19 protein-coding genes are annotated in these 20,326 nt (G+C 62.2%); 9 read left to right on the top strand and 10 right to left on the bottom strand.

Annotation, left to right across the window (positions count from 1 at the left end; genetic code table 11):
• Positions 1-46: 46 nt before the first annotated feature.
• Both ACQ4WS_RS04195 and ACQ4WS_RS04190 read left to right on the top strand, forming a co-directional pair.
• Positions 47-844, top strand: a complete 798-nt coding sequence (locus ACQ4WS_RS04195; RefSeq protein WP_436473927.1) for a hypothetical protein — start codon at positions 47-49, stop codon at positions 842-844.
• Between the two features lie 153 nt (positions 845-997).
• The gene (locus ACQ4WS_RS04190; protein ID WP_436473925.1) at positions 998-1,324 is read left to right on the top strand and encodes a hypothetical protein; all 327 of its coding nucleotides are present in this window, start codon (positions 998-1,000) and stop codon (positions 1,322-1,324) included.
• A gap of 28 nt (positions 1,325-1,352) precedes the next feature.
• Here the strand turns inward: ACQ4WS_RS04190 and ACQ4WS_RS04185 are convergent, their stop codons facing one another.
• A complete protein-coding gene (locus tag ACQ4WS_RS04185; RefSeq protein ID WP_436473923.1) occupies positions 1,353-2,279 on the bottom strand; it encodes a histone deacetylase family protein in 927 nt (308 codons plus the stop codon).
• Positions 2,280-2,490: 211 nt separating this feature from the next.
• Between ACQ4WS_RS04185 and ACQ4WS_RS04180 the strand changes: the two genes are divergently transcribed.
• The 5 genes from ACQ4WS_RS04180 to ACQ4WS_RS04160 all read left to right on the top strand — a co-directional run bounded on the left by ACQ4WS_RS04180 (position 2,491) and on the right by ACQ4WS_RS04160 (position 8,382).
• Positions 2,491-3,399, top strand: coding sequence for an AAA family ATPase (locus ACQ4WS_RS04180; protein WP_436473921.1), 909 nt, complete (start codon positions 2,491-2,493; stop codon positions 3,397-3,399).
• A 5-nt stretch (positions 3,400-3,404) separates the two neighbouring features.
• Positions 3,405-4,424: a DUF58 domain-containing protein gene (locus ACQ4WS_RS04175; protein ID WP_436473920.1), complete on the top strand. Its 1,020-nt coding sequence runs from the start codon at positions 3,405-3,407 to the stop codon at positions 4,422-4,424.
• Positions 4,421-6,442, top strand: coding sequence for a transglutaminase TgpA family protein (locus tag ACQ4WS_RS04170; RefSeq protein ID WP_436473918.1), 2,022 nt, complete (start codon positions 4,421-4,423; stop codon positions 6,440-6,442). Before ACQ4WS_RS04175 ends, ACQ4WS_RS04170 begins: the two co-directional genes overlap by 4 nt.
• Positions 6,433-7,611: a lytic murein transglycosylase B gene (mltB, locus tag ACQ4WS_RS04165; protein WP_436473917.1), complete on the top strand. Its 1,179-nt coding sequence runs from the start codon at positions 6,433-6,435 to the stop codon at positions 7,609-7,611. Before ACQ4WS_RS04170 ends, mltB begins: the two co-directional genes overlap by 10 nt.
• A 438-nt stretch (positions 7,612-8,049) precedes the next feature.
• Positions 8,050-8,382 (top strand): hypothetical protein, encoded by a 333-nt coding sequence (locus ACQ4WS_RS04160; RefSeq protein WP_034751784.1) that lies wholly within the window; start codon positions 8,050-8,052, stop codon positions 8,380-8,382.
• Positions 8,383-8,479: 97 nt separating this feature from the next.
• Here ACQ4WS_RS04160 and cysM read toward each other — a convergent pair whose 3' ends face one another.
• A complete protein-coding gene (gene cysM / locus ACQ4WS_RS04155; RefSeq protein ID WP_436473915.1) occupies positions 8,480-9,382 on the bottom strand; it encodes a cysteine synthase CysM in 903 nt (300 codons plus the stop codon).
• 252 nt (positions 9,383-9,634) lie between these two features.
• Between cysM and ACQ4WS_RS04150 the strand changes: the two genes are divergently transcribed.
• Positions 9,635-11,398: an FAD-dependent oxidoreductase gene (locus ACQ4WS_RS04150; protein WP_436473913.1), complete on the top strand. Its 1,764-nt coding sequence runs from the start codon at positions 9,635-9,637 to the stop codon at positions 11,396-11,398.
• A gap of 242 nt (positions 11,399-11,640) precedes the next feature.
• On the top strand, positions 11,641-12,003 hold the full coding sequence (locus ACQ4WS_RS04145; RefSeq protein WP_436473911.1) for a phospholipase D-like domain-containing protein: 363 nt from the start codon (positions 11,641-11,643) through the stop codon (positions 12,001-12,003).
• 343 nt (positions 12,004-12,346) lie between these two features.
• Here the strand turns inward: ACQ4WS_RS04145 and ACQ4WS_RS04140 are convergent, their stop codons facing one another.
• The 8 genes from ACQ4WS_RS04140 to cmk all read right to left on the bottom strand — a co-directional run bounded on the left by ACQ4WS_RS04140 (position 12,347) and on the right by cmk (position 20,219).
• Positions 12,347-13,057 (bottom strand): ComEA family DNA-binding protein, encoded by a 711-nt coding sequence (locus ACQ4WS_RS04140; protein ID WP_436473910.1) that lies wholly within the window; start codon positions 13,055-13,057, stop codon positions 12,347-12,349.
• 166 nt (positions 13,058-13,223) lie between these two features.
• The gene (gene rfaE1 / locus ACQ4WS_RS04135) at positions 13,224-14,177 is read right to left on the bottom strand and encodes a D-glycero-beta-D-manno-heptose-7-phosphate kinase (RefSeq protein WP_436473908.1); all 954 of its coding nucleotides are present in this window, start codon (positions 14,175-14,177) and stop codon (positions 13,224-13,226) included.
• Positions 14,174-15,541, bottom strand: coding sequence for a UDP-glucose dehydrogenase family protein (locus ACQ4WS_RS04130; protein WP_436473906.1), 1,368 nt, complete (start codon positions 15,539-15,541; stop codon positions 14,174-14,176). Before ACQ4WS_RS04130 ends, rfaE1 begins: the two co-directional genes overlap by 4 nt.
• Before the next feature lie 89 nt (positions 15,542-15,630).
• The gene (gene lapB, locus ACQ4WS_RS04125; protein ID WP_152284028.1) at positions 15,631-16,806 is read right to left on the bottom strand and encodes a lipopolysaccharide assembly protein LapB; all 1,176 of its coding nucleotides are present in this window, start codon (positions 16,804-16,806) and stop codon (positions 15,631-15,633) included.
• 46 nt (positions 16,807-16,852) lie between these two features.
• Complete coding sequence (locus tag ACQ4WS_RS04120) at positions 16,853-17,155, bottom strand: LapA family protein (protein ID WP_077400759.1); 303 nt, start codon at positions 17,153-17,155, stop codon at positions 16,853-16,855.
• A gap of 240 nt (positions 17,156-17,395) precedes the next feature.
• Complete coding sequence (locus ACQ4WS_RS04115; protein ID WP_008446215.1) at positions 17,396-17,701, bottom strand: integration host factor subunit beta; 306 nt, start codon at positions 17,699-17,701, stop codon at positions 17,396-17,398.
• 17 nt (positions 17,702-17,718) lie between these two features.
• Complete coding sequence (gene rpsA / locus ACQ4WS_RS04110) at positions 17,719-19,431, bottom strand: 30S ribosomal protein S1 (protein WP_071650172.1); 1,713 nt, start codon at positions 19,429-19,431, stop codon at positions 17,719-17,721.
• 119 nt (positions 19,432-19,550) lie between these two features.
• Complete coding sequence (gene cmk / locus ACQ4WS_RS04105) at positions 19,551-20,219, bottom strand: (d)CMP kinase (protein WP_436473903.1); 669 nt, start codon at positions 20,217-20,219, stop codon at positions 19,551-19,553.
• Positions 20,220-20,326: the final 107 nt, after the last annotated feature.

The raw sequence follows: 20,326 nt of genomic DNA, 5'->3' as shown, positions 1-20,326 counted from the left end.
AGCCTGGCCGGCTTCCCCATCGCACGCTTAACCTGGCACGCATTCCATGCACTTTCCCCGCTTTTTCCTCCTCGCCGCCTTTTACGCCTGCCTGCTGCCCGCCATGGCCCAGGAACAAGCGGCGGCGCCAGGCGACCCGGTGAACCAGGAAATGCAGCAGATTGTCGACGTGCAAAGCACGCGCGATCCCGACCTGCGCCCCTACCGCACCATGCTCAAGGGGCTAGATGCGTATGCCGACCACCAGCGCCTGGCGCCGGGTGCGCCGCTGCGCTTCATGCTGATTCCCGCCACGCCCCAGGCCAGGCTCGATGGCGTGACCCTGCATCTGTCGGCCGACAACCTGTCGATCCCCGTGCCGCTGGCAGCGGACGGCGGCTTCACCTTGTCGCGCGACAAGACCGCCTACGATGCGAATGCCGACCTGGTCAGCAACAAGAAGCGCGACACCTTGCGCTGGCGCGCCGACATCCACACGCCGGGCCTGCCCCGGAATGTGCGCCGCCTGGGTGACTTGCGCCTGGAATGCGAAATCCGCTGGGCCGTCGAGCAGGATGAATTGTCCTTTGTCCGGCGCAACCTGTTCCGCCTGGCGGGCGGGCCGTGCCATTCGTCGCTGATCCATGTGCCGTTTCCCGTGGCCCGCAAGCTGCTTGCCGTGCAGGCGCGCTCGGGCGAACGCACGCTGGAGATCCGCGTCACGCAAGACCGGCAGCGCTACGTGCCGCCGCTGCATGACGTGAGCTGGGACGACAATACCCTGCTGACACTGACCTATGCCGATGACGGAAAAATGGCCGGAGCCGCCCCGGCAGCGCCCGTGAAGGCAGCGCCGCGCCAGTGATACGCCCCGGGAAGCCGGGTCATTTATTTCCACAAGGATTTTTATATTTACCGAAAGAAACAAAAAGTATGCTCTAATATCGCCTCTTAAATGAAAAGCAATTATTTCCAGGCTGGCTCCCGCCAGGGAAATATGCGACGGGGATAGTTTGATATGATGATGGAACACACTGGCACGGCGCCCAAGCGCATGCCGCGCAATGACTGGAAGAAGGAATGCCGGCAGTTGCAGGGACAGGTGGCGCAGCTGGAAGAGCGCCTGAAACGCCAGAGCGCGGACAGCTATGGCTTGCAGATGCTGTATGACCAACTGGTCAATGAAATCAAGCACCACCGCGACATGTTGCAACTCGACAGTTTTGATGCGGATAAATCATCGCTCGTCTACACACAAGCCTGGCACCGCTTCATGGCCGGCGACGCGCTCGACTACCAGACGCACCGCCACACGAATTCCCGCAGCCGTCCCAGCCTGCTGTAGTTAAAGCTCAGCCCTTACAGCGCCACCCTTACAGTTCCGCCAGCGCCTTCACGTGCGCGGCCACGCTGCGTCCCAGGGACGACAGGTTGTAGCCCCCTTCCAGGCAACTGACGATGCGGCCCTTGCCATACTGATTGGCCACGACCATCATCTGCTGCGTCATCCACGTGTAGTCGGCCTCCACCAGGCCCATGCCGCCCACGTCGTCTTCGCGGTGGGCATCGAAACCGGCGGAAATGAAAATCATCTGCGGCTGCTGCCGGTGCAGCGCGGGCAGCCAATGGTCGAGCACCAACTGGCGCACGGCGTCGCCTTTCGAGCGGGCCGGTACGGGCACGTTGACGCGGGTATCGGTGTAGGATTCCACGTCGCTATACGGATAAAACGGGTGCTGGAAAAAGCTGACCATCAGGATGCGCGGGTCGTTTGCCACGGATTCGGCCGTGCCATTGCCATGATGTACGTCGAAGTCGACGATGGCAACGCGCTCGAGCCCACGCACGTCGAGCGCATGCTTGGCGGCGATGGCGATATTATTGAACAGGCAAAAACCCATGGGTTCGCTGGGCCGCGCATGGTGGCCAGGCGGGCGGATCGCGCAAAAGGCATTGCTGATCTCGCCATCGATGACGGCGTCCGTGGCTGCCACAGCCGAGCCAGCTGCCGCCAGCGCCGCGTCGTAGCTGTGCGCGTTGAGCAAGGTGTCGCCATCGAGCGGATAATAATCACCGGCCGGCGGTACATTGTCGCGCACCAGGCCGATGGCCGTGGCACTGTGGTTGCGCTCGATATCGGACAATTGCGCGCGCACGCCGTCCCGGTGCTCGACCAGGTCGCTGATGTGCGCGAGGATCAATTGATCGTTGATGGCCTGCAAGCGGGCCGGCGATTCGGGATGCCAGTCGCCCATTTCGTGGCGCTGACAATCGGGATGGGTATAAATGGCTGTGCTCATGCGCTGTACTGGTTACCTCTGTCTCTGTCCATTCTTTGGGAGCACTGCATGGCATTCCTGTTCGCCTTGCGCGTTCTCGCATAAAATCACTGGCCGGTCTGTGCCGCTGCTGCACTAATCTACCACGTGCGCGGCACGGGCGGGCGGCACGGCTTGACCTGGCGAAAGCGATTGTAAATTAAATAATCCGTCTTACTGTGATAGAAATAGCATGTTTTCGAAAATACACCAGGCCGCACAGCAGATCGGCGAAGTTCTCGTCGGCAAACACTTGCAGATCCGCCAGACCCTCGCCTGCGTACTGGCTGGCGGCCACCTGCTGATCGAGGACGTGCCCGGCGTGGGCAAGACGACCCTGGCGCACGCGCTGGCCATCTCGCTGGGCTTGCAGTGGAAGCGCCAGCAATTCACCAGCGACCTGCTGCCCGCCGACGTGGCCGGCATGAGCGTATATGACCGGGGCAGCGGCAGTTTCATTTTCCACCCTGGCCCCCTGTTTACGCAGGTGCTGCTGGCCGACGAGATCAACCGCGCCACGCCGAAGACGCAATCAGGCTTGCTCGAAGCGATGGAAGAGCGGCAAGTGACGCTCGACGGCGTCACGCGCGCGCTGCCGCAGCCGTTTTTCGTCATCGCCACGCAAAACTGCGCGCACCAGCTGGGTACCTTCCCCCTGCCCGAATCGCAGCTCGACCGTTTTCTCATGTGCGTCACCCTGGGCTACCCCGACGTGGCCGCCGAACGGGAATTGCTGCTGGGCGCCGACCGCCGCGCCATGCTGCAAACCTTGCCGGCCGTCATGAACGCGGAAGAATTGCTGCAGGCGCAAGCGAACTTGCGCGCCATCCACGCTGCGCCTGCCGTCGTCGACTACGTGCTGGCCCTCGTGCATGCCACCCGTGCGCCGGGCGTGTTTGCCGATGGCCTGAGCCCGCGCGCCGCGCTGGCCTTGCTGCAGGCGGCGCGCGCCTGGGCCGCCCTGGCGGGACGCGACCACGTCACGCCCGACGATGTGCAAGCCGTGCTGATTCCCGTCTGCGCCCACCGCCTGCATGCGGCGCAAGGGTCTTTGGATAGCCGCGCGCTGCTGCAGCAATTGCTGCTGGCGACTCCCGTCTGAGCACCGTGCGCCTGCGCAATATCCGATGGCTGCCGGCGCGCCCCTGGCTGGGCGCGCAGCGCGTGCACATCCGCCCTTCGCGCGCAGGCCTGGCCTTTGCCGCGCTGCTGCTGGCACTGTGGATCGCCGCCGTCAATTACCATCTGGGCCTGGGTTACGCGCTGACGTATTTCGCGGCCTCCTGTGCCATCGCCGACATGCTGTTTGCCAGCCGCAACCTGGCGGGCCTGGCGCTGGCCGCCACGCCGGGCCAACCCGTGTTCGCCGGCAGCCAGGCCACATTCACCTTGCGCCTGATCAACCGCAGCGCGCGCCCGCGCCATGCAATCCAGCTGGCCGTGATCCATTCCACTGCAGCGTCCAGCCTGGCCGATATCGATGCCCACGGGGAAACGGCAGTCAGCATTGTCGTCGCGGCGCGGCAACGCGGCTGGCTCATTGCCCCGCCGCTGCGCCTGTCGGGCAGTTTCCCGCTGGGCCTGTTTGTTGCCTGGTGCCATTGGCAACCCGAAGCGCGCGTGCTCGTGTATCCGCAGCCCGAGCGCAATGCGCCGCCGCTGCCCTTGCCGGCTGGCACGGTACGGCAGGCACAGCAAACACGGCAGCCAGGCTCGCCCGACTCGTCCGATGGCGCCCTGGAACTGGCGGGCGTGCACACCTACCAGCCCGGCGACCCATGGCACCGCCTGGCATGGCGCCAGATCGCCCGCCATGATGGCGAGCATGTATTCAGCAAGCAATTCCAGCCAGCCGCCGACGCGCAATCGGGCGCAGCCCGTGGCAGCATCGTGCTCGAACACGCCGCCCTGCACGCGCTGGCGCCGGAAGCGCGCCTGTCGCGCCTGGCCGCCTGGGTGCTGCAGGCGGAACGCACGGGTCTGCCGTATGGCTTGCACCTGGGCACGCTGACCTTGGCGCCGGCCCTGGGCGCCAGCCAGCGCGATGCCTGCCTGCGCGCGCTGGCCCTGCACGATTTGCCACAAAATTTGCCGCAAGATTTGCCGCAGAATCAGGCCATGGCATGAGGCAATGGCTGACCAACTTGCCGCGCGAGAAGGCCGACATTGTGCTGCTGTTGCTGGCCGCCGCCATGGTGCTGGCGCCGCACGCGCTGCACCTGCCCCCGTGGCTATCAGCCGCCGCTGCGACCCTCCTGCTGTGGCGCGCCGTCATCACCGTGCGGGGCCGGCGCCAGCCGCAACTAGCCCTGCTCGCGCCGCTGGCCTTGCTCGGCATCGCCGCCGTCTACGCCAGCTACGGCAGCGTGCTGGGACGCGACGCGGGCGTAGCCATGCTGGCCCTGCTGCTGGCCTTGAAATCGCTGGAAATGCATGGCCGGCGCGATATCTTCGTCTTCGTCTTCCTCAGTTTTTTCCTCCTGTTGGCAAACTTCTTTCATGCGCAAGACATCCTCAGCGCCGCCTGGATGCTGGCCACCGTCATCGTCCTGCTGTCCGGCCTGCTGTCGGCCCAGTATGGCGCCGTGCAGCCGCGCCTGGCGCAACGGTTAAAGTTGCTGGGACGCATGCTGGCGCTGGCCCTTCCCCTGTCGGCCGTGATGTTTCTTGCCGTGCCACGCGTCGACGGCCCCCTGTGGGGCGCCGCACAAGACAGCGCGCAGGCGCGCACCGGCTTGTCCGACAGCATGCAGCCGGGCGCCATCGCCTCGCTGGCCCTGTCGGGCGAACCCGTCTTCACGGCCCGCTTTTCCACGCCGCTCCCGCCGCAAGACCAGCTGTATTGGCGCGGCGTGGTGCTGGGCGACTACGACGGCGCCACCTGGACACGCAGGGGTGCAAAGGGGCGCGCGCCTGCCGGCGACAGCCGGATAGACATCGCCCTGGAAGGCCAGCCCAGTCACTACGAAATCACCTTGCAAGCGAGCGGCCAGCGGCGCATCTTCGCGCTCGACGTGCCGCGCAGCATCGAGCGCTTGCCCGGCAATCCGTATGTCGTGTCGTCCGCGCTGGAAGTGCTGACCATACAGCCTATTACTTCGACCGTGCGTTACCGCGTCAGTTCCCAGCCACGTTACCGGCTGCAGGCAGGCTTGTCGGTCGCGCAGCAACAGCCCTGGCTGGCCTTGCCTACTGGCAGCAATCCGCGCAGCGTGGCCTGGGCCCGCGCCTTGCGCGGCCACGGCGCGCAGGCACTGGCGCCCGCCGACGCCATCGCCGCCGTGTTTGAACACTTCCGCCGCGCGCCTTTCCGCTACACTTTGCAGCCACCGCTGCTGGGCAAGCATGGCGTCGATGACTTCCTGTTTACCACGCAAGCGGGCTTTTGCGAACACTACGCGGGCAGCTTTGTCGTGCTGATGCGCGCCATGGGCATTCCCGCGCGCGTCGTCACGGGCTACCAGGGCGGCCTGCGCAACGGCACGGACAACAGCCTGAGCGTGCGCCAGTCCGACGCCCATGCCTGGAGCGAAGTGTGGCTGGCGGGCCGGGGCTGGGTGCGCGTCGATCCCACCAGCGCCGTCGCGCCCCTGCGCACGGAGCGCAACCTCGATGCCGCCCTGCCACCGGCCCCGTCGCCACTGACGGCGTGGCGCGCCCTGGCCGGCCTCGATGGCGGCGCGCACGGGGCGGTTGCCGCGTGGCGCCAGCAATGGCAGCAGGCCGAGCACGCCTGGAGCAGCTGGGTGCTCGACACCACGCCGCAACGCCAGCGAGCCATGCTCGATGGCTTGAAAAACTTGCCAGCGCACGAGCTGGCACTCGCTTGCGCCGTGCTGGCCCTGCTGGCCGCCATGGCGGGCGCACTGGTGTGGTGGCGGCAGGCGCGGCAAGGCGATCCGTTCGACGCCGTGTACGCGCAGTTTTGCCAACAGCAGGCGCGGCGCGGCTACAGCCGTGCGCCGCATGAGGGCCCGCACGGTTATGCTGCCCGGCTGGCCGCTGGCAAAGCCACGCCCGAGGCGCACGCCGCCATCGCACAGTTTCTGGCAATCTATGCTGCGATGAAGTATGGTAATGCCAACCCAGACGAACAACTCCGCGCGCGGCGCAGCTTGCGCCGCCTGTTAACCCAATGCCGATGAGACGCTCCTTGTTACCGATCAAAACCTCCGCCCTGTTCCTGCTCCTCTCCCTTCCCCTGTGCCTGTCCACCGCGCACGCTGGCGAAAACAGCAATATTTCCGCTGCCGACCGCGCCCGTGCCGTGCGCGCGGCCAAGGCCCAGCCCGTCAAAAAGGTGGCCGGCAAGCCGGCGGCGAAGAAAGCACCGGCGAAATTCGACTTCGAAGGCGAATTTGTCGACTATGCCAACTGGAAAGAAGTCCGCGCCTTCCTCGACGAGATGTCCGCCAAGCATGGCTTTGACCCCGCCGAACTCGATACCCTGATCGGTAAGGTGCGCTATGTCGAATCGACCGTACAGCTGATGAAGCCGGCGCCGCCGGGCAAGCCCAAGAACTGGCAAGCCTACAGCGCCCGCTTCATCGAGCCGGTGCGCATCAATGCGGGTGTGAAATTCTGGGAAGAGAACGCGGAAGCGCTGGCGCGTGCCGAACGCGATTATGGCGTGCCGGCCGAAATCATCGTCGGCATCATCGGCGTGGAAACCGTGTACGGACGCAACACGGGACGCTTCCGCGTGCTCGACGCGCTGACCACCCTGGCGTTTTCCTATCCGGAAAGCCCGACGCGGGAAGCGCGCATGCAGTTTTTCAAGGGAGAACTGGAAAACGCGCTGCTGTACGCGCGCAAGGATGGCATCGATCCTTTGACCCTGCTCGGCTCGTATGCGGGCGCCATCGGCCTGCCCCAGTTCATGCCCAGCAGCATCATGAAATATGCGGTGGACTTCGATGGCGATAGTCACATCGACCTGCGCAATTCCACGGCCGACGCCATCGGCAGCGTCGCGCATTTCCTCGTCGAGCACGGCTGGCGGCGCGATGACCCGGCCATCAGCACGTATCGCGTCACCGTTTCGGCCAGCCGCGCCTGGGAAAAATTCATCGGCCAGGGCTTGCAGGCGAAGTACCGGCTGGCGGAATTGCAGGAAGCTGGCGTGAGTGCCGGCCCGTCCACGCCGCAGAACATATTGTTCGGCTTGATCGATCTGCAAAATGGTTCAGAGGCAACTGAGTATCACTTGGCAAGCAATAACTTCTTTGCTATAACTCAGTACAACAGAAGTTATTTTTATGCCATGTCAGTCATCGACTTGGGTAAAGCCATCAGTCAAGTGCGCGCACGCTAACCGAAAGTCAGTGTAAAGTTATAATATTACTTGTAAGAAAGCGTAAGCGATGTTGAAGCGACCAGCAAACAAGTCTATGGTAGGGCCGATAACATGAGCCAGCCTCGCTCGCCAGCCTTTGTGCGGCACGGAATACAGAAATGGTTTTATACTTAACTTTTGTCAAAGTACAATTTTTGCTCTATCATAGAGCATAATAAAGAATAAATAGGTGTTGCAACAAGACAACACCATTTTTGTACAAAGCAAGATTTTCAGGCTTTCCAGCCTGAAATTGAATCCTGCTGTACAATTGTGTATATATCATGAAAAACTGTATCCCGGATCGTACCGTGTGTGAATTCGTTCCTTTTAGTAAAGAATGAACATGAACGCAGCAAGAGCGAGCTCCGAGTGTTTTTTACTTTGCAGTGCAACTACAGAAGGAACATTAACATCATGACAAATCAAGTCGGTATTGATATGAACAGCGATTCGGACTCCGACGATCTGCTGCAGTACAACCCAAACAGATTGCTCGATACCCTGATCGAAAACCTGCGCCTGAAAAACGACGCAGCCCTGTCGCGCGCGCTGGAAGTAGCGCCACCAGTCATCAGCAAAATCCGCCACCACCGCCTGCCGGTCGGCGCATCGCTGCTGATCCGCATGCACGAAGTCAGCGACCTGAGCATCCGCGACCTGCGTTACCTGATGGGTGACCGCCGCAACAAATTCCGCATCAGCGACAAGCAATTCAAGCCAAAAGAAGGCGAAACGCCACAAGGCTGATCCTGCCAGTTTCGCAGGTTTTCCCTCCCCTTCCTGGGGAGGGGGTAGTTTTCAGGCCGTCCTGGCCGACCCGAATTTCCATTTTAAAATTGCACGATCAGGCTGGGAATACACCCGTCGATAAGTAACGGTCGCCGCGATCGCAGACGATGAACACGATGGTCGCGTTTTCCACCGTTTGCGAGATACGCAGCGCGATTTCGCAGGCGCCAGCTGCCGAAATGCCACAGAACAAGCCCTCTTCCGCCGCCAGGCTGCGCGCCATGCGCTCGGCTACGCCCTGGCTTACGTATTCCACCTGGTCCACGCGCGACTTGTCGTAAATTTTCGGCAAGTACGCTTCCGGCCACTTGCGGATGCCGGGAATCTGCGATCCATCCTCGGGCTGGGCGCCGATGATCTGGATGGCGGGATTCTGTTCCTTCAAATAGCGCGACACGCCCATGATGGTACCCGTCGTGCCCATGGCGCTGACGAAATGCGTGACCCGGCCATTGGTATCGCGCCAGATTTCCGGTCCCGTGCTTTCGTAGTGGGCGCGCGCATTGTCTTCGTTGGCGAACTGGTCAAGGATGATGCCACGGCCATCCTTCTGCATCTGCTCGGCCAGGTCGCGGGCATATTCCATGCCCCCCGTCCTCGGCGTCAATAAAATGTCGGCACCGTAGGCGGCCATGCTCTGGCGGCGCTCCACGCTGAGGTTATCCGGCATCAAGAGCAGCATCTTGTAGCCGCGCAAGGCGGCAGCCATGGCCAGCGCGATGCCCGTATTGCCGCTGGTCGCCTCGATCAGGGTATCGCCTGGCTTGATGACGCCGCGCTCTTCAGCGCGCTTGAGCATGGACATGGCGGCGCGATCCTTCACGGAGCCAGCCGGATTATTGCCCTCCAGCTTGCCCAGGATGACGTTGTTGCGCGCCAGCGCATCGGCACCCGGCAAGCGCGTCAGCTGCACCAGCGGAGTATTGCCTATCGTATCTTCAAGTGTCTTGTAAGCCATCGTGTCTGTTTGGGTAGATTCAACAAAGACCCATTCTAATATGAGATGCTGGACGGCGTATCGCTCATCGGCAGCGGCATCCGGGCCCGCATGCGCGTCCGGCTGCGCCGCCATTGGCCGCACGGCGCCTGCCGCGCTGCCATTTCCGGGCGTGCGCAAGGGGTATTGCCGCAGGCGCGCGCCGCATGCGCTAGACTCGTCACTGTTAGTTATTTTTGTTATTTGCTTATTCAGTCTCCGAACGGACTCGCCATGGCCAGCAGCACACCCGAATTCATTCCCGAAACGACGCAGGACGATCCCGTCCAGTTCGCCACGCTCGACTTGCAGGGCCGCAGCCACCAGATCTCGCCCGTTTTCAATGCGCTCGAACTGCAGCGCTTGCAGCGCTATGGCACGCTGCAGCGCTTTGCCGATGGCGACAGGCTGTTCGAGGCGGGCAGCAGCAGCTTCGGCATGCTGGTGATACTGTCCGGACGAGTCAGCATCAAACGCCACGAAGTACTGGGGCAGGCGTCACTGTTGCGCGAAGTGGGCGTCGGCCACTTCATTGCCGAGGTGGCGCAATTGTCCGGCCGCCCCACCCTCGTCAACGGCAGCGCCGTGGGCGCGGTGGAATTGCTCGACATCAGCTCGGAATCCTTGCGCGCGCTGATCGTGGCCGAAGCGGAGATGGGCGAACGCATCGTGCGCGCCCTGATCCTGCGCCGCGTGGCGCTGATCGAATCGAATTCAGGCGGCCCCGTGTTGGTGGGTCCGCGCGGCAATGGCAACCTGTTCCACCTGCAAAGCTTTTTATCGAGCAATGGTCATCCGCACACGGTGCTCGATCCGGCCACCGATGCGGCCGCCGCCGCGCTGGCCGAGCGCTACCAGCCCACGCCGCAGGATTGGCCGCTGATAGTCTGCCCAGACGGCAAGATCATGAAAAATCCCGGCAATGCGGAACTGGGACGCTGCCTGGGCATGCTGCCCGATCTGTCCGGCGACAAGATTTTTGACGTGCTGGTGGTGGGCGCCGGCCCTGCCGGCCTGGCCACGGCCGTGTATGCGGCCTCCGAAGGTTTATCGGTGCTGGCGCTGGAACAGCGCGCGTATGGCGGCCAGGCGGGCGCCAGCGCGCGCATCGAAAATTACCTGGGCTTTCCCACCGGTATCTCTGGCCGGGCCTTGGCCGGGCGCGCCTATGTGCAGGCACAAAAATTCGGCGTCGAGATTGCCACGCCAGCCAGCGCCGCCAACTTGCTGTGCGACACCTGGCCCCTGCGCATCAATCTGTGCGACGGCACGCAGGTGCGCGCCCGCACGGTGGTGCTGTCCTGCGGCGCGCGCTACCGCCGCCCCTCGCTGGCGAACCTGAAAACGTACGAGGGACGGGGCGTGTACTACTGGGCCTCGCCCATCGAAGCCAAGCTGTGCCGGCAGGAAGAGATCATCCTCGTCGGCGGCGGCAATTCGGCCGGCCAGGCAGCCGTATTTCTCTCCGGCCACGCCGCCAAAGTCCATATGCTGATCCGCGGCGAAGGGCTGGCGGCCAGCATGTCGAGCTATTTGATCGAGCGCATCGCAGCCACGCCCAATATCAGCCTGCACACGCACACGGAAATCATCGCCCTCGAAGGCGACGACGATGGCTTGACGGAGGTGCGCTGGCGCAACAACCGCACGGGCGAAGAAGCCGATTGCGCCGTGCGCCGCGTGTTTCTCTTCGTCGGCGCCGATCCGAACACGGATTGGCTGCACGACTGCGCCGTCGCCGTCGACGAACAGGGCTTCATCCGCACGGGCTTCGACGTCACGCGCGCCGAATGCCGCGCCCATGGCCACGGTCACGTAGTGTATGCCCCCGACTTGCCGGACCGGGCCGCGCTGGAAACGAGCGTGCCGGGCGTGTTTGCCATCGGCGACGTGCGGGCCGGCTCGACCAAGCGCGTGGCCGCCGCCGTCGGTGAAGGGGCGGCCGTGGTGTCGCAGATTCACGGCTTCCTGGCGCGGCTGCCGGCCGGCGCGGCCTGAAAATCGTGCATTTAGAAACTGCTACAATCGGCTGTTGCCATCCAGCTGAAAGAGACCGCATGTCCCACAGCGCCAGGCTTTCCTCGTCCCGCAGCATGCCCGCAGTGCGCTGACGGTGCGCCGCATGCTCGTCAAATTGCTGCTGCTGGCCACCTTGTTTGCCGTGCTCAGCATCGCCGCCCTGTACAGCTACGGGCGTTTCGCCGAGCGTTCGCTGGGGGGCGCCGGGCAAGGCCTTGCCCGTGACGATGGATGCCACCCTGCTCGACCGCGTGCTGGCGCCACAACTGGCGCAGCGGCCCGGCCACAGCGGCACGGCGCTGATCGACGACAATCTGGAAGCGTTCGCCCTGCGCGCCCTGAGCGCGCGCGTGCGGGTATTGCTCGACGATATCAATGCACGGGGCCAGGACGCCGCCATCCTCGCGCTCGACAGCCATCCGCTGATCGACGTGCGCATGTTTAACCCGGGCCGCAACCGCGACGGCATCTGGATGCGCGCCACGGAAATGGCCTTGCGCGCCGTCAGCCTGAACCGGCGCATGCACAGCCTGGATCGTCGACGGCAGGGTCGCCCTCGTCGGCGGACGCAATATCGGCGATGAGTACTTCGATGCCGCCGAACAAGTCAATTTCCAGGATGCGGACTTGCTGCTGGTGGGCCCTGCCGTACAACAGACGAGCGACATCTTCGACCGTTTCTGGAACAGCCGCGCCGTCATTCCCATCGGCGCCTTGCACGCCGGCAAAAACGCGGGCGCGCCAAGGTGTGGACGCACGATCCCGAAGCGGGCGTCTGGCGCCGCATGCTGGTGTCCGTGATGCGCTGGCTGCCCATCGAATCGCAGCTGTAGGCACATAAAAAAAACCCCGCGCGGCCGGTACCACGCGGGGTTTTCTTCTCGTGCTGCGCGGCACCACCACGCAACACGCTTCACAGCAACACGCTTACTTTTTCTCGGCTTCGGCCTTCTTCGCGTCGGCAGCAGCCAGTTTGGCTTCCTTCTTCGCAGCCGCTTCCGCAGCCTTGGCTTCTTTCTTGGCGGCTGTTGCCGCTTTCTTCGCGGCAGCGGCTTCCTGCTTCGTTTCGGCAGCCGATTTCACGGGCGCGGCATCGGCCGCTGCGGCAGCAGGCGCCACGGCGGCAGCCGGCACCACCTTGGCGGCGGCGGCTTCTTTTTTCGCAGCAGCGGCGGCGGCCTTGGCTTCTTTCTTCGCGGCAGCAGCTTCTTTCTTCGTTTCAGCGGCCGTCTTGACTGGCGCCGCAGCGGTGTCGGTCGCAGCAGCTGGCTTCGGTGCGGCTTCTTTCGCTGCAACTTCCTTCACAGCAGTGTCCTTTTTTGCCGGGGCCGCTTTCGCCGCCGGGGCGGGCGCCGCTGGCGCGCCGGACTTGGCCTGACCGTTCACTTGCAAGCCTGCTTCCGACAGCTTCACGGAACTTTTCGGGCCGATGCCTTTTACGCGGCTTTCGAAATCGGCCCAATCCTTGAAGGCGCCGCCCTTGGCGCGTTCATCGATGATGGCTTGCGACGTGACGGGGCCAATGCCCTTGACGCTGTCGAGTGCCGCCTGGTCCGCCTTGTTGACATCGACCTGGGCAAAGGCAAAGCCCATCGTCGCGATCAGGGTGGCGATGGCCAGCAGTATTTTTTTGAACATGGGTATCTCTCCGTGATGTGGTTTCAAGATGACTCGAACGCAAAGGAGGAACAGCGCCTTAAGGGCTTTAACGGCTGTGGCGTGATACGGTTGACAAGACGGGACGGCGAAACGGTGGGGGAACCTGCGCCAGATCAAACGGACCAGCGCAGGTGATACAGCATATTTACTGCGGGAACAGCTCTTCGCGGGTGACGGTGGCCGTGCCCAGCTTGCCGACGACGATGCCGCCGGCGCGGTTGGCCGTGCGCACGGCGTCGCCCAGGTTCATGCCGGCGCCCAGCATGGCCGCCATGGTGGCGATCACCGTGTCGCCAGCGCCCGAGACGTCGAACACTTCGCGTGCATCGGTCGGCATGTGCACGACCTCATCGGCCGTGTACAAGCTCATGCCCTCTTCCGAGCGCGTCAGCAACAAGGCGTCCAGGCCCAGTTGCGCGCGCATCTGCTGCGCGCGTTCCGTGAGTTGCTCTTCCGTGCTCCAGTTGCCGATCACGCGGCGCAGTTCGGACTTGTTCGGAGTGAGCACTGACGCCCCCGCATAGCGGCTGAAATCATCGCCTTTCGGGTCGACCATGACGATCTTGCCAGCTGCCCTGGCGGCCTTGATCATCTCGGCCACATTCACCAGACTGCCTTTGGCGTAATCGGACATGACCACCACATCATAGTGTGGCAGCAGCGCATTGAATTGCTTGAGCTTGTCGCGCAGCACCGTATCGCTGGGCGCATCCTCGAAATCGATGCGCAGCATCTGCTGCTGGCGGCCGATCACGCGCAGCTTGATGATGGTGGAAATGGCCGCATCGCGCTGCAGGTAGCTGTGGATGCCGCCGCCCTCGAGCAGGCGCTCGACCTGGCTGCCGGCCTCGTCGTCGCCGACGACGCCCAGCAAGCTCGTCTTCGCTCCCAGCGCGGCCGCGTTGCGCGCCACGTTGGCCGCGCCACCGAGGCGCTCCTCGCGCTTCTCGATGCGCACGATGGGCACGGGTGCTTCCGGCGAAATACGGCTGACGTCGCCGAACCAGTAGCGGTCGAGCATGACATCGCCCACCACCAGCAGGCGTACCTGGGCTAATGCGGCTGGCGCCGTCAAGGCTGCCACCTCATGGGCGCTCATGCGCGTGTCAGGATCGAGCGACCGATCCCGTGGTATTCGATGCCATTCTCGGCCATGACGGCCGGCTCGAACAGGTTGCGCCCGTCAAAGATCACGGCCTGCTTCAGGCGCGCCTTGATCTGTTCAAAGTCGGGACTGCGGAAGGCTTTCCATTCGGTCACGATAACCAACGCATCGGCGTCCTGCAGCGCATCCTTCGGACTGTCGGCAAAGTGCACCTTGGCCAATTGCTCCGGCGTCAAGTCCAGTTGCAGCACCCGCTTTGCCTCGGCCATGGCGACAGGATCGTAGACGGCTACCGTGGCGCCGCGCGCCAGCAAGTCTGCCAGCAGCACGCGGGCCGACGCTTCGCGCATGTCGTCCGTATTCGGCTTGAAGGCCAGGCCCCACACGGCGAAATGCCGGCCCGTCAGATCTTCGCCGAAGCGAGTGACCACTTTGCGGCCCAGCACCTGCTTCTGCTGGTCGTTGACGGCTTCGACGGCGCGCAGGATCAGCAATTGCTGGCCGTGGCCACGCGCCGTGCGCTCGAGCGCCTGCACGTCTTTCGGGAAGCACGAACCGCCATAGCCACAACCGGCGTACAGGAAGCTGTGGCCGATACGCGGGTCGGAACCGATGCCGTGGCGCACGGCTTCGATATCGACGCCCACCTTGTCGGCCAGGTTCGCCAGCTCATTCATGAAGGAAATACGCGTGGCCAGCATGGCGTTGGCCGCATACTTCGTGAATTCGGCCGAACGCACGTCCATCCAGTAGGTACGTTCGCGGTTGCGGTTGAATGGCGCGTACAGGCTTTTCAGCAATTCGCGCGCGCGCTCGCCGTCCGGCGTGCTGTCGCAGCCGATGACGATGCGGTCCGGGCGCATGAAGTCTTCGACGGCCGCGCCTTCCTTGAGGAATTCCGGGTTCGACGCCACCGAGAACGTGGCGGCCACGCCGCGCGCATCGAGTTCGCCCTGGATGGCGGCGCGCACTTTTTCGGCCGTGCCGACGGGCACCGTCGACTTGTCGACGATGACCTTGAAGTCCGTCATGTACTTGCCGATGCCGCGCGCGGCCGCCAGCACGTATTGCAGGTCGGCCGATCCGTCTTCATCGGGCGGCGTGCCGACGGCGATGAATTGCATCACGCCGTGCGCGGCAGCAGCCTCGACGTCGGTGGAAAAGGTCATGCGGCCGGCGGCGCGGTTGCGCGCCACGACTTCTTCCAGGCCCGGTTCATGGATGGGGATGCCGCCACTGTTGAGCAAGGCGATCTTTTGTGCGTCCAGGTCAAGGCAAAAGACGTCGTTGCCCAGCTCCGCCAGGCAGGCGCCCGTCACGAGGCCCACATAGCCCGTGCCGATAATGGTGATTTTCATGGTTGTGCCGTGTTTCTTATTTGTAAAATTCAGGTGCTACATACAAGTACACGCCACATTGCGCGGGGCAAGGTGGCGTGTACGATTGATCAGTTCATGACATTTAGCTCTTCTGTGCGGCGCGGTGGATAGGTTTCCCACTTGTTGCAGCCCGGGCAATGCCAGTAAAACTGGCGCGCCTTGAAGCCGCAATGGCTGCACTGGTAGCGGGCCAGCTTTTGCGTGTAGCCGTGCACGAGGTTTTTCACCATCGACAGCTCGGACCAGATGGCGGCCGGCGCATCCATCATGCGCGCTTCCAGCAGTTTATCCAGGCCCAGCAGGGTCGGCGTGCGGCGCAGCTCGGCGCTGACCAGCTGCTTCGCCGCTTCCACGCCGTCGAGCTCGATGACTGCCTTGAAGACGACTTCGATCAGGTCGATCGACGACGCCTCTTCCAGATAGGAGCGCAGCAGGTTGACGCCCTCTTGAGCACGGCCCACCTTGGTATACCCATCCATCAGGCGCTGCGCCACCAGGGCCACGTGCGGCACGCTTTGCTGCTCCACGCGGCGCCAGGTGGTCAGCGCGCCTTCCACGTCGCCGCGCGCCAGCAGCACGTCGCCCGTCAGGATGGTGGCGCGCACGCTCTTGCGGTCCGTCTGCAAGGCTTTTTCCAGCAGCGGCATGGCCTCGTCCGGCTTCATGTGCACGAGGGCGTCATGCGCCAGTTCGCAATAGAACTGGGCGATTTCCTTCTGGCGCGCACCGGCGCCCGATTCCTGCAAGCCCACGGCCGCTTCAATGGCGCGTGGCCATTCCTTTTCGCGCTGGTAGATTTCCAGCAGCGCGCGGCGCGCCTGGGCCGCATATTGCGTGTCGACCAGGCTATTGAAGGTTTCTTCGGCGCGGTCCAGCAGACCCGCCTTCAGGTAATCCATGCCCAGCTCGTAGGCGGCATGGCCCTGCTGTTCCAGCGGCAAGTCCGGGCGCGCCAGCAAGTTCTGGTGCACGCGGATGGCGCGCTCCGTTTCGCCGCGGCGGCGGAACAGGTTACCCAGCGCAAAGTGCATATCGGCCGATTCCGGGTCCAGCTTGACGACTTCGATGAAGGCGTCGATGGCCTTGTCATGCTGTTCATTGAGCAGGAAATTCAAGCCCTTGAAATAATTGCGCGGCAGGCTGCGCGATTCGGACACCAGTTGATGAATGTCCACACGCGCGGCAATCCAGCCCAGCGCGAAAAACACCGGGATACCCAAGAGCCACCAGAGTTCAAAATCCATGCGATTGTTTTTATTCGAGTAAGAGAGATAGGAGCGACGGCGCCGCTTACTGCGCGCTCACGCTGTCCGGTTGCGGCTGGACATTGCTGGCCACGCCAACGGTCTGCAGCGCGGCAATGGTGGTTTTTTGCTTGCTCGCTTCGCGGCGGTGACGGAACACGGTCGGCGTCAGGGCCAGTACGCCCAGGCTGGCGCCGGCGACAAAAAAGCCCAGCAGCATCAGGACCAGGGGGCCGCGAATTTCATAATTGAGGAAAACATGCAGGTCGACAACCTGCGCATTCTTCAGCGCAAAACTGAAGAACAGGACGAAAAGAACACAGCCAACGATGGTGGAGATGATTTTCATCGATAGGTCCAGAGAGAACAAAAAATGCCAGTGCCAACATGACACAAACGTAGAGCGCTGATAAAACCGTAGCGAGCGGCAGTGATTTGTGGCCGAGAAGCGCAACCGTACTGAAGTACGGTGAGCATCGCAGGCCGCAAAGTGCGACGCGCAGTAGGTTTGGTCAGTGCTCTACAGCATATTAACAAAAAAAAGCGGCATCCAAGGACGCCGCTTTCTATGTCGCCTTCCAGCAGACGATTAATCCTCGATTATCGGTTGCCCGACCATCGCGTCCACCCGCTCGCGCAACTGTTTGCCCGGTTTGAAGTGGGGTACCCGTTTTTCAGGAACCATCACCTTGTCGCCGGATTTCGGGTTGCGGCCGATGCGCGGGGGCCTGCTGTTCAGGGCAAAACTGCCAAAACCGCGGATCTCGATACGCTGACCGGTCGCCAGGGCGTTGGTCATCGCATCGAGAATGGTCTTGACGGCATACTCCGCATCTTTCGCCACCAGCTGAGAATAACGCTCAGCGAGGCGGTTGATCAGCTCGGACTTTGTCATCTGCCGTATCCGCAGTCTTAGTTCTTGTTATCGAACTTAGCTTTCAACAAGGCGCCCAGGCTGGTGGTGCCCGAAGCTGCGTTGTTGTCGGTAGCTGCCATCTTCTGCATGGCTTCCTGGGTTTCAACGTTGTCTTTCGCTTTGATCGACAGTTGGATACCACGGGCTTTGCGGTCGATGTTCAACACCATTGCTTCGACGGTGTCGCCGACTTTCAGGTGCGTACCAGCATCTTCAACGCGGTCGCGCGAGATTTCGGAAGCGCGCAGGTAGCCTTCAACTTCTTCGGACAGTTGGATCACGGCGCCTTTAGGCTCAACCGATTTAACGGTACCGGTTACCAGCGAGCCTTTGTCGTTCATGGCTGCGAAGTTGTTGAATGGATCACCTTCCAGTTGCTTGACGCCCAGGGAAACGCGCTCGCGCTCAACGTCGATGGCCAGAACGATGGCTTCCAGTTCGTCACCTTTCTTGAAGCGACGCACGGCTTCTTCGCCGGTTTCGGTCCAGGACAGGTCGGACAGGTGCACCAGACCGTCGATGTTGCCGGCCAGGCCGATGAACACGCCGAAGTCGGTGATCGATTTGATCGCGCCGCGGACTTTATCGCCCTTCTTGTGGGTAACGCCAAAGTCATCCCAAGGGTTGGCTTTGCACTGTTTCATACCCAGCGAGATACGACGACGCTCTTCGTCGATTTCCAGAACCATCACTTCTACTTCGTCGCCCAGTTGGACAACTTTGTTAGGAGCAACGTTTTTGTTCGTCCAGTCCATTTCGGAAACGTGTACCAGACCTTCGATACCCTGTTCCACTTCAACGAACGCGCCGTAGTCGGTCAGGTTCGTTACTTTACCGAACAGACGGGTGCTTTGTGGGTAACGACGGGACAGACCGGTCCAAGGATCGTCGCCCAGTTGTTTCACGCCCAGCGAAACACGGTTTTTCTCTTGATCGTATTTCAGGACTTTGGCGGTGATTTCCTGGCCAACCGTCAGTACTTCCGACGGGTGACGTACACGGCGCCATGCCAGGTCGGTGATGTGCAGCAAGCCATCGATACCGCCCAGATCCACGAACGCGCCGTAGTCGGTGATATTTTTGACGACGCCGGTCACGACCGTGCCTTCTTTCAGCGTTTCCATCAGTTTCTGACGCTCTTCGCCCATCGAAGCTTCGATGACGGCGCGGCGGGACAGAACCACGTTGTTACGCTTGCGATCCAGCTTGATCACTTTGAATTCGAGGGTTTTGCCTTCGAATGGGGTGGTGTCTTTGACAGGACGGGTATCAACCAGCGAGCCCGGCAGGAATGCGCGGATGCCGTTGGTCAACACGGTCAGACCGCCTTTGACTTTACCATTGACGGTACCGACGACGATTTCGCCCGATTCCATCGCTTTTTCCAGAGCCAGCCACGAAGCCAGACGCTTGGCTTTATCGCGCGACAGGATGGTATCGCCGAAACCGTTTTCCAGCGATTCGATCGCCACGGAAACGAAGTCACCAACTTTGACTTCCAGTTCGCCGTGGTCGTTTTTGAATTCTTCGACAGGGATGAATGCTTCGGATTTGAGGCCAGCGTTCACGATCACGAAATTGTGGTCGAGGCGCACGACTTCAGCGGAAATAACTTCGCCGGAGCGCATATCTTGACGCGACAACGATTCCTCGAAGAGCGCAGCAAAACTTTCCATACCGGTAGATTCGTTAGTTGTAACAGTAGACATAGGGTTCACACAGGTTATCCAGCAGAGATCGCACGATGCGACTTAAACTGGGTTAGGTTTTTGACACACCCGGACAGGCCAGGAGCCGTCAACGGGCACCACATAGCATAAAAATCACACTATTTTGCTGCAGCTGCATACCATTTCAACACGGTTTCAACGGCAACATCTGCCGTCATGGCCGAGGTATCGAGGACATGCGCCCCTTCCGCAGGGACCAGCGGCGCAATCGCACGGTGAGTGTCACGTTCGTCCCGCGCCTGCAAATCCATCAGAAGGTCTTCCATATTAGCAGAAAAACCCTTGTCTATCAATTGCTTGTAGCGCCGTTGCGCGCGCGCCTCGACGCTGGCCGTCAAAAACACTTTCAATTGGGCATGCGGGAAGATCACCGTGCCCATGTCGCGCCCGTCGGCCACCAGGCCAGGCGTCTTGCGAAAGCCCAGCTGCAAACCCACGAGGGCATGGCGCACCGTTGGCAACACAGCAATCTTCGACGCCGTATTACCCACTTCTTCGGCACGGATCTGCTCGGTCACGTTTTCCTGCGCCAGCAAGATCTCGCCGCCCGCAAAATGGCAAGGCAAATGTTCGGCCAGCTTGGCCAGCGCGTGCTCGTCGCGCAAGTCCGTGCCACGGCGCAGCGCCGTCAAGGCCGTCAGGCGGTACAGCGCGCCCGAGTCCAGGTAATGAAAGCCCAGCTTGTCGGCCACGCGGTGCGCCACCGTACCCTTGCCCGAAGCGGTGGGGCCGTCGATGGCGATGACTGGAATGTTGGAGGTCAGCATTATTTTGTCACTTTAAAAAACTAAACCCGTTAGGGCTGGGGTCAGCCCCCCCCCCAATTGCGTCAACGCCTGAACTGGCGTTACTGGTGGAGAGGGTCTGACCCCGG

Source organism: Janthinobacterium leeuwenhoeki (assembly GCF_051380795.1).
In the GTDB taxonomy this organism is placed as follows: Bacteria; Pseudomonadota; Gammaproteobacteria; order Burkholderiales; family Burkholderiaceae_D; genus Janthinobacterium.
Note: the sequence above shows the minus strand (reverse complement) of the source record. Positions and strands in the feature narration are given on the sequence as shown.

Excerpts from the sequence above, each read along its gene's own strand:
- ACQ4WS_RS04115 (WP_008446215.1), bottom strand. The coding sequence starts at position 17,701 with ATGACAAAGTCCGAGCTGATCAACCGCCTCGCTGAGCGTTATTCTCAG.
- cmk (WP_436473903.1), bottom strand. The coding sequence starts at position 20,219 with ATGCTGACCTCCAACATTCCAGTCATCGCCATCGACGGCCCCACCGCT.
- cysM (WP_436473915.1), bottom strand. The coding sequence starts at position 9,382 with ATGGCTTACAAGACACTTGAAGATACGATAGGCAATACTCCGCTGGTG.
- ACQ4WS_RS04195 (WP_436473927.1), top strand. The coding sequence starts at position 47 with ATGCACTTTCCCCGCTTTTTCCTCCTCGCCGCCTTTTACGCCTGCCTG.
- ACQ4WS_RS04120 (WP_077400759.1), bottom strand. The coding sequence starts at position 17,155 with ATGAAAATCATCTCCACCATCGTTGGCTGTGTTCTTTTCGTCCTGTTC.
- ACQ4WS_RS04170 (WP_436473918.1), top strand. The coding sequence starts at position 4,421 with ATGAGGCAATGGCTGACCAACTTGCCGCGCGAGAAGGCCGACATTGTG.
- ACQ4WS_RS04150 (WP_436473913.1), top strand. The coding sequence starts at position 9,635 with ATGGCCAGCAGCACACCCGAATTCATTCCCGAAACGACGCAGGACGAT.
- rpsA (WP_071650172.1), bottom strand. The coding sequence starts at position 19,431 with ATGTCTACTGTTACAACTAACGAATCTACCGGTATGGAAAGTTTTGCT.
- mltB (WP_436473917.1), top strand. The coding sequence starts at position 6,433 with ATGCCGATGAGACGCTCCTTGTTACCGATCAAAACCTCCGCCCTGTTC.
- ACQ4WS_RS04190 (WP_436473925.1), top strand. The coding sequence starts at position 998 with ATGATGATGGAACACACTGGCACGGCGCCCAAGCGCATGCCGCGCAAT.
- ACQ4WS_RS04130 (WP_436473906.1), bottom strand. The coding sequence starts at position 15,541 with ATGAAAATCACCATTATCGGCACGGGCTATGTGGGCCTCGTGACGGGC.
- ACQ4WS_RS04160 (WP_034751784.1), top strand. The coding sequence starts at position 8,050 with ATGACAAATCAAGTCGGTATTGATATGAACAGCGATTCGGACTCCGAC.
- lapB (WP_152284028.1), bottom strand. The coding sequence starts at position 16,806 with ATGGATTTTGAACTCTGGTGGCTCTTGGGTATCCCGGTGTTTTTCGCG.
- ACQ4WS_RS04185 (WP_436473923.1), bottom strand. The coding sequence starts at position 2,279 with ATGAGCACAGCCATTTATACCCATCCCGATTGTCAGCGCCACGAAATG.
- rfaE1 (WP_436473908.1), bottom strand. The coding sequence starts at position 14,177 with ATGAGCGCCCATGAGGTGGCAGCCTTGACGGCGCCAGCCGCATTAGCC.
- ACQ4WS_RS04180 (WP_436473921.1), top strand. The coding sequence starts at position 2,491 with ATGTTTTCGAAAATACACCAGGCCGCACAGCAGATCGGCGAAGTTCTC.
- ACQ4WS_RS04140 (WP_436473910.1), bottom strand. The coding sequence starts at position 13,057 with ATGTTCAAAAAAATACTGCTGGCCATCGCCACCCTGATCGCGACGATG.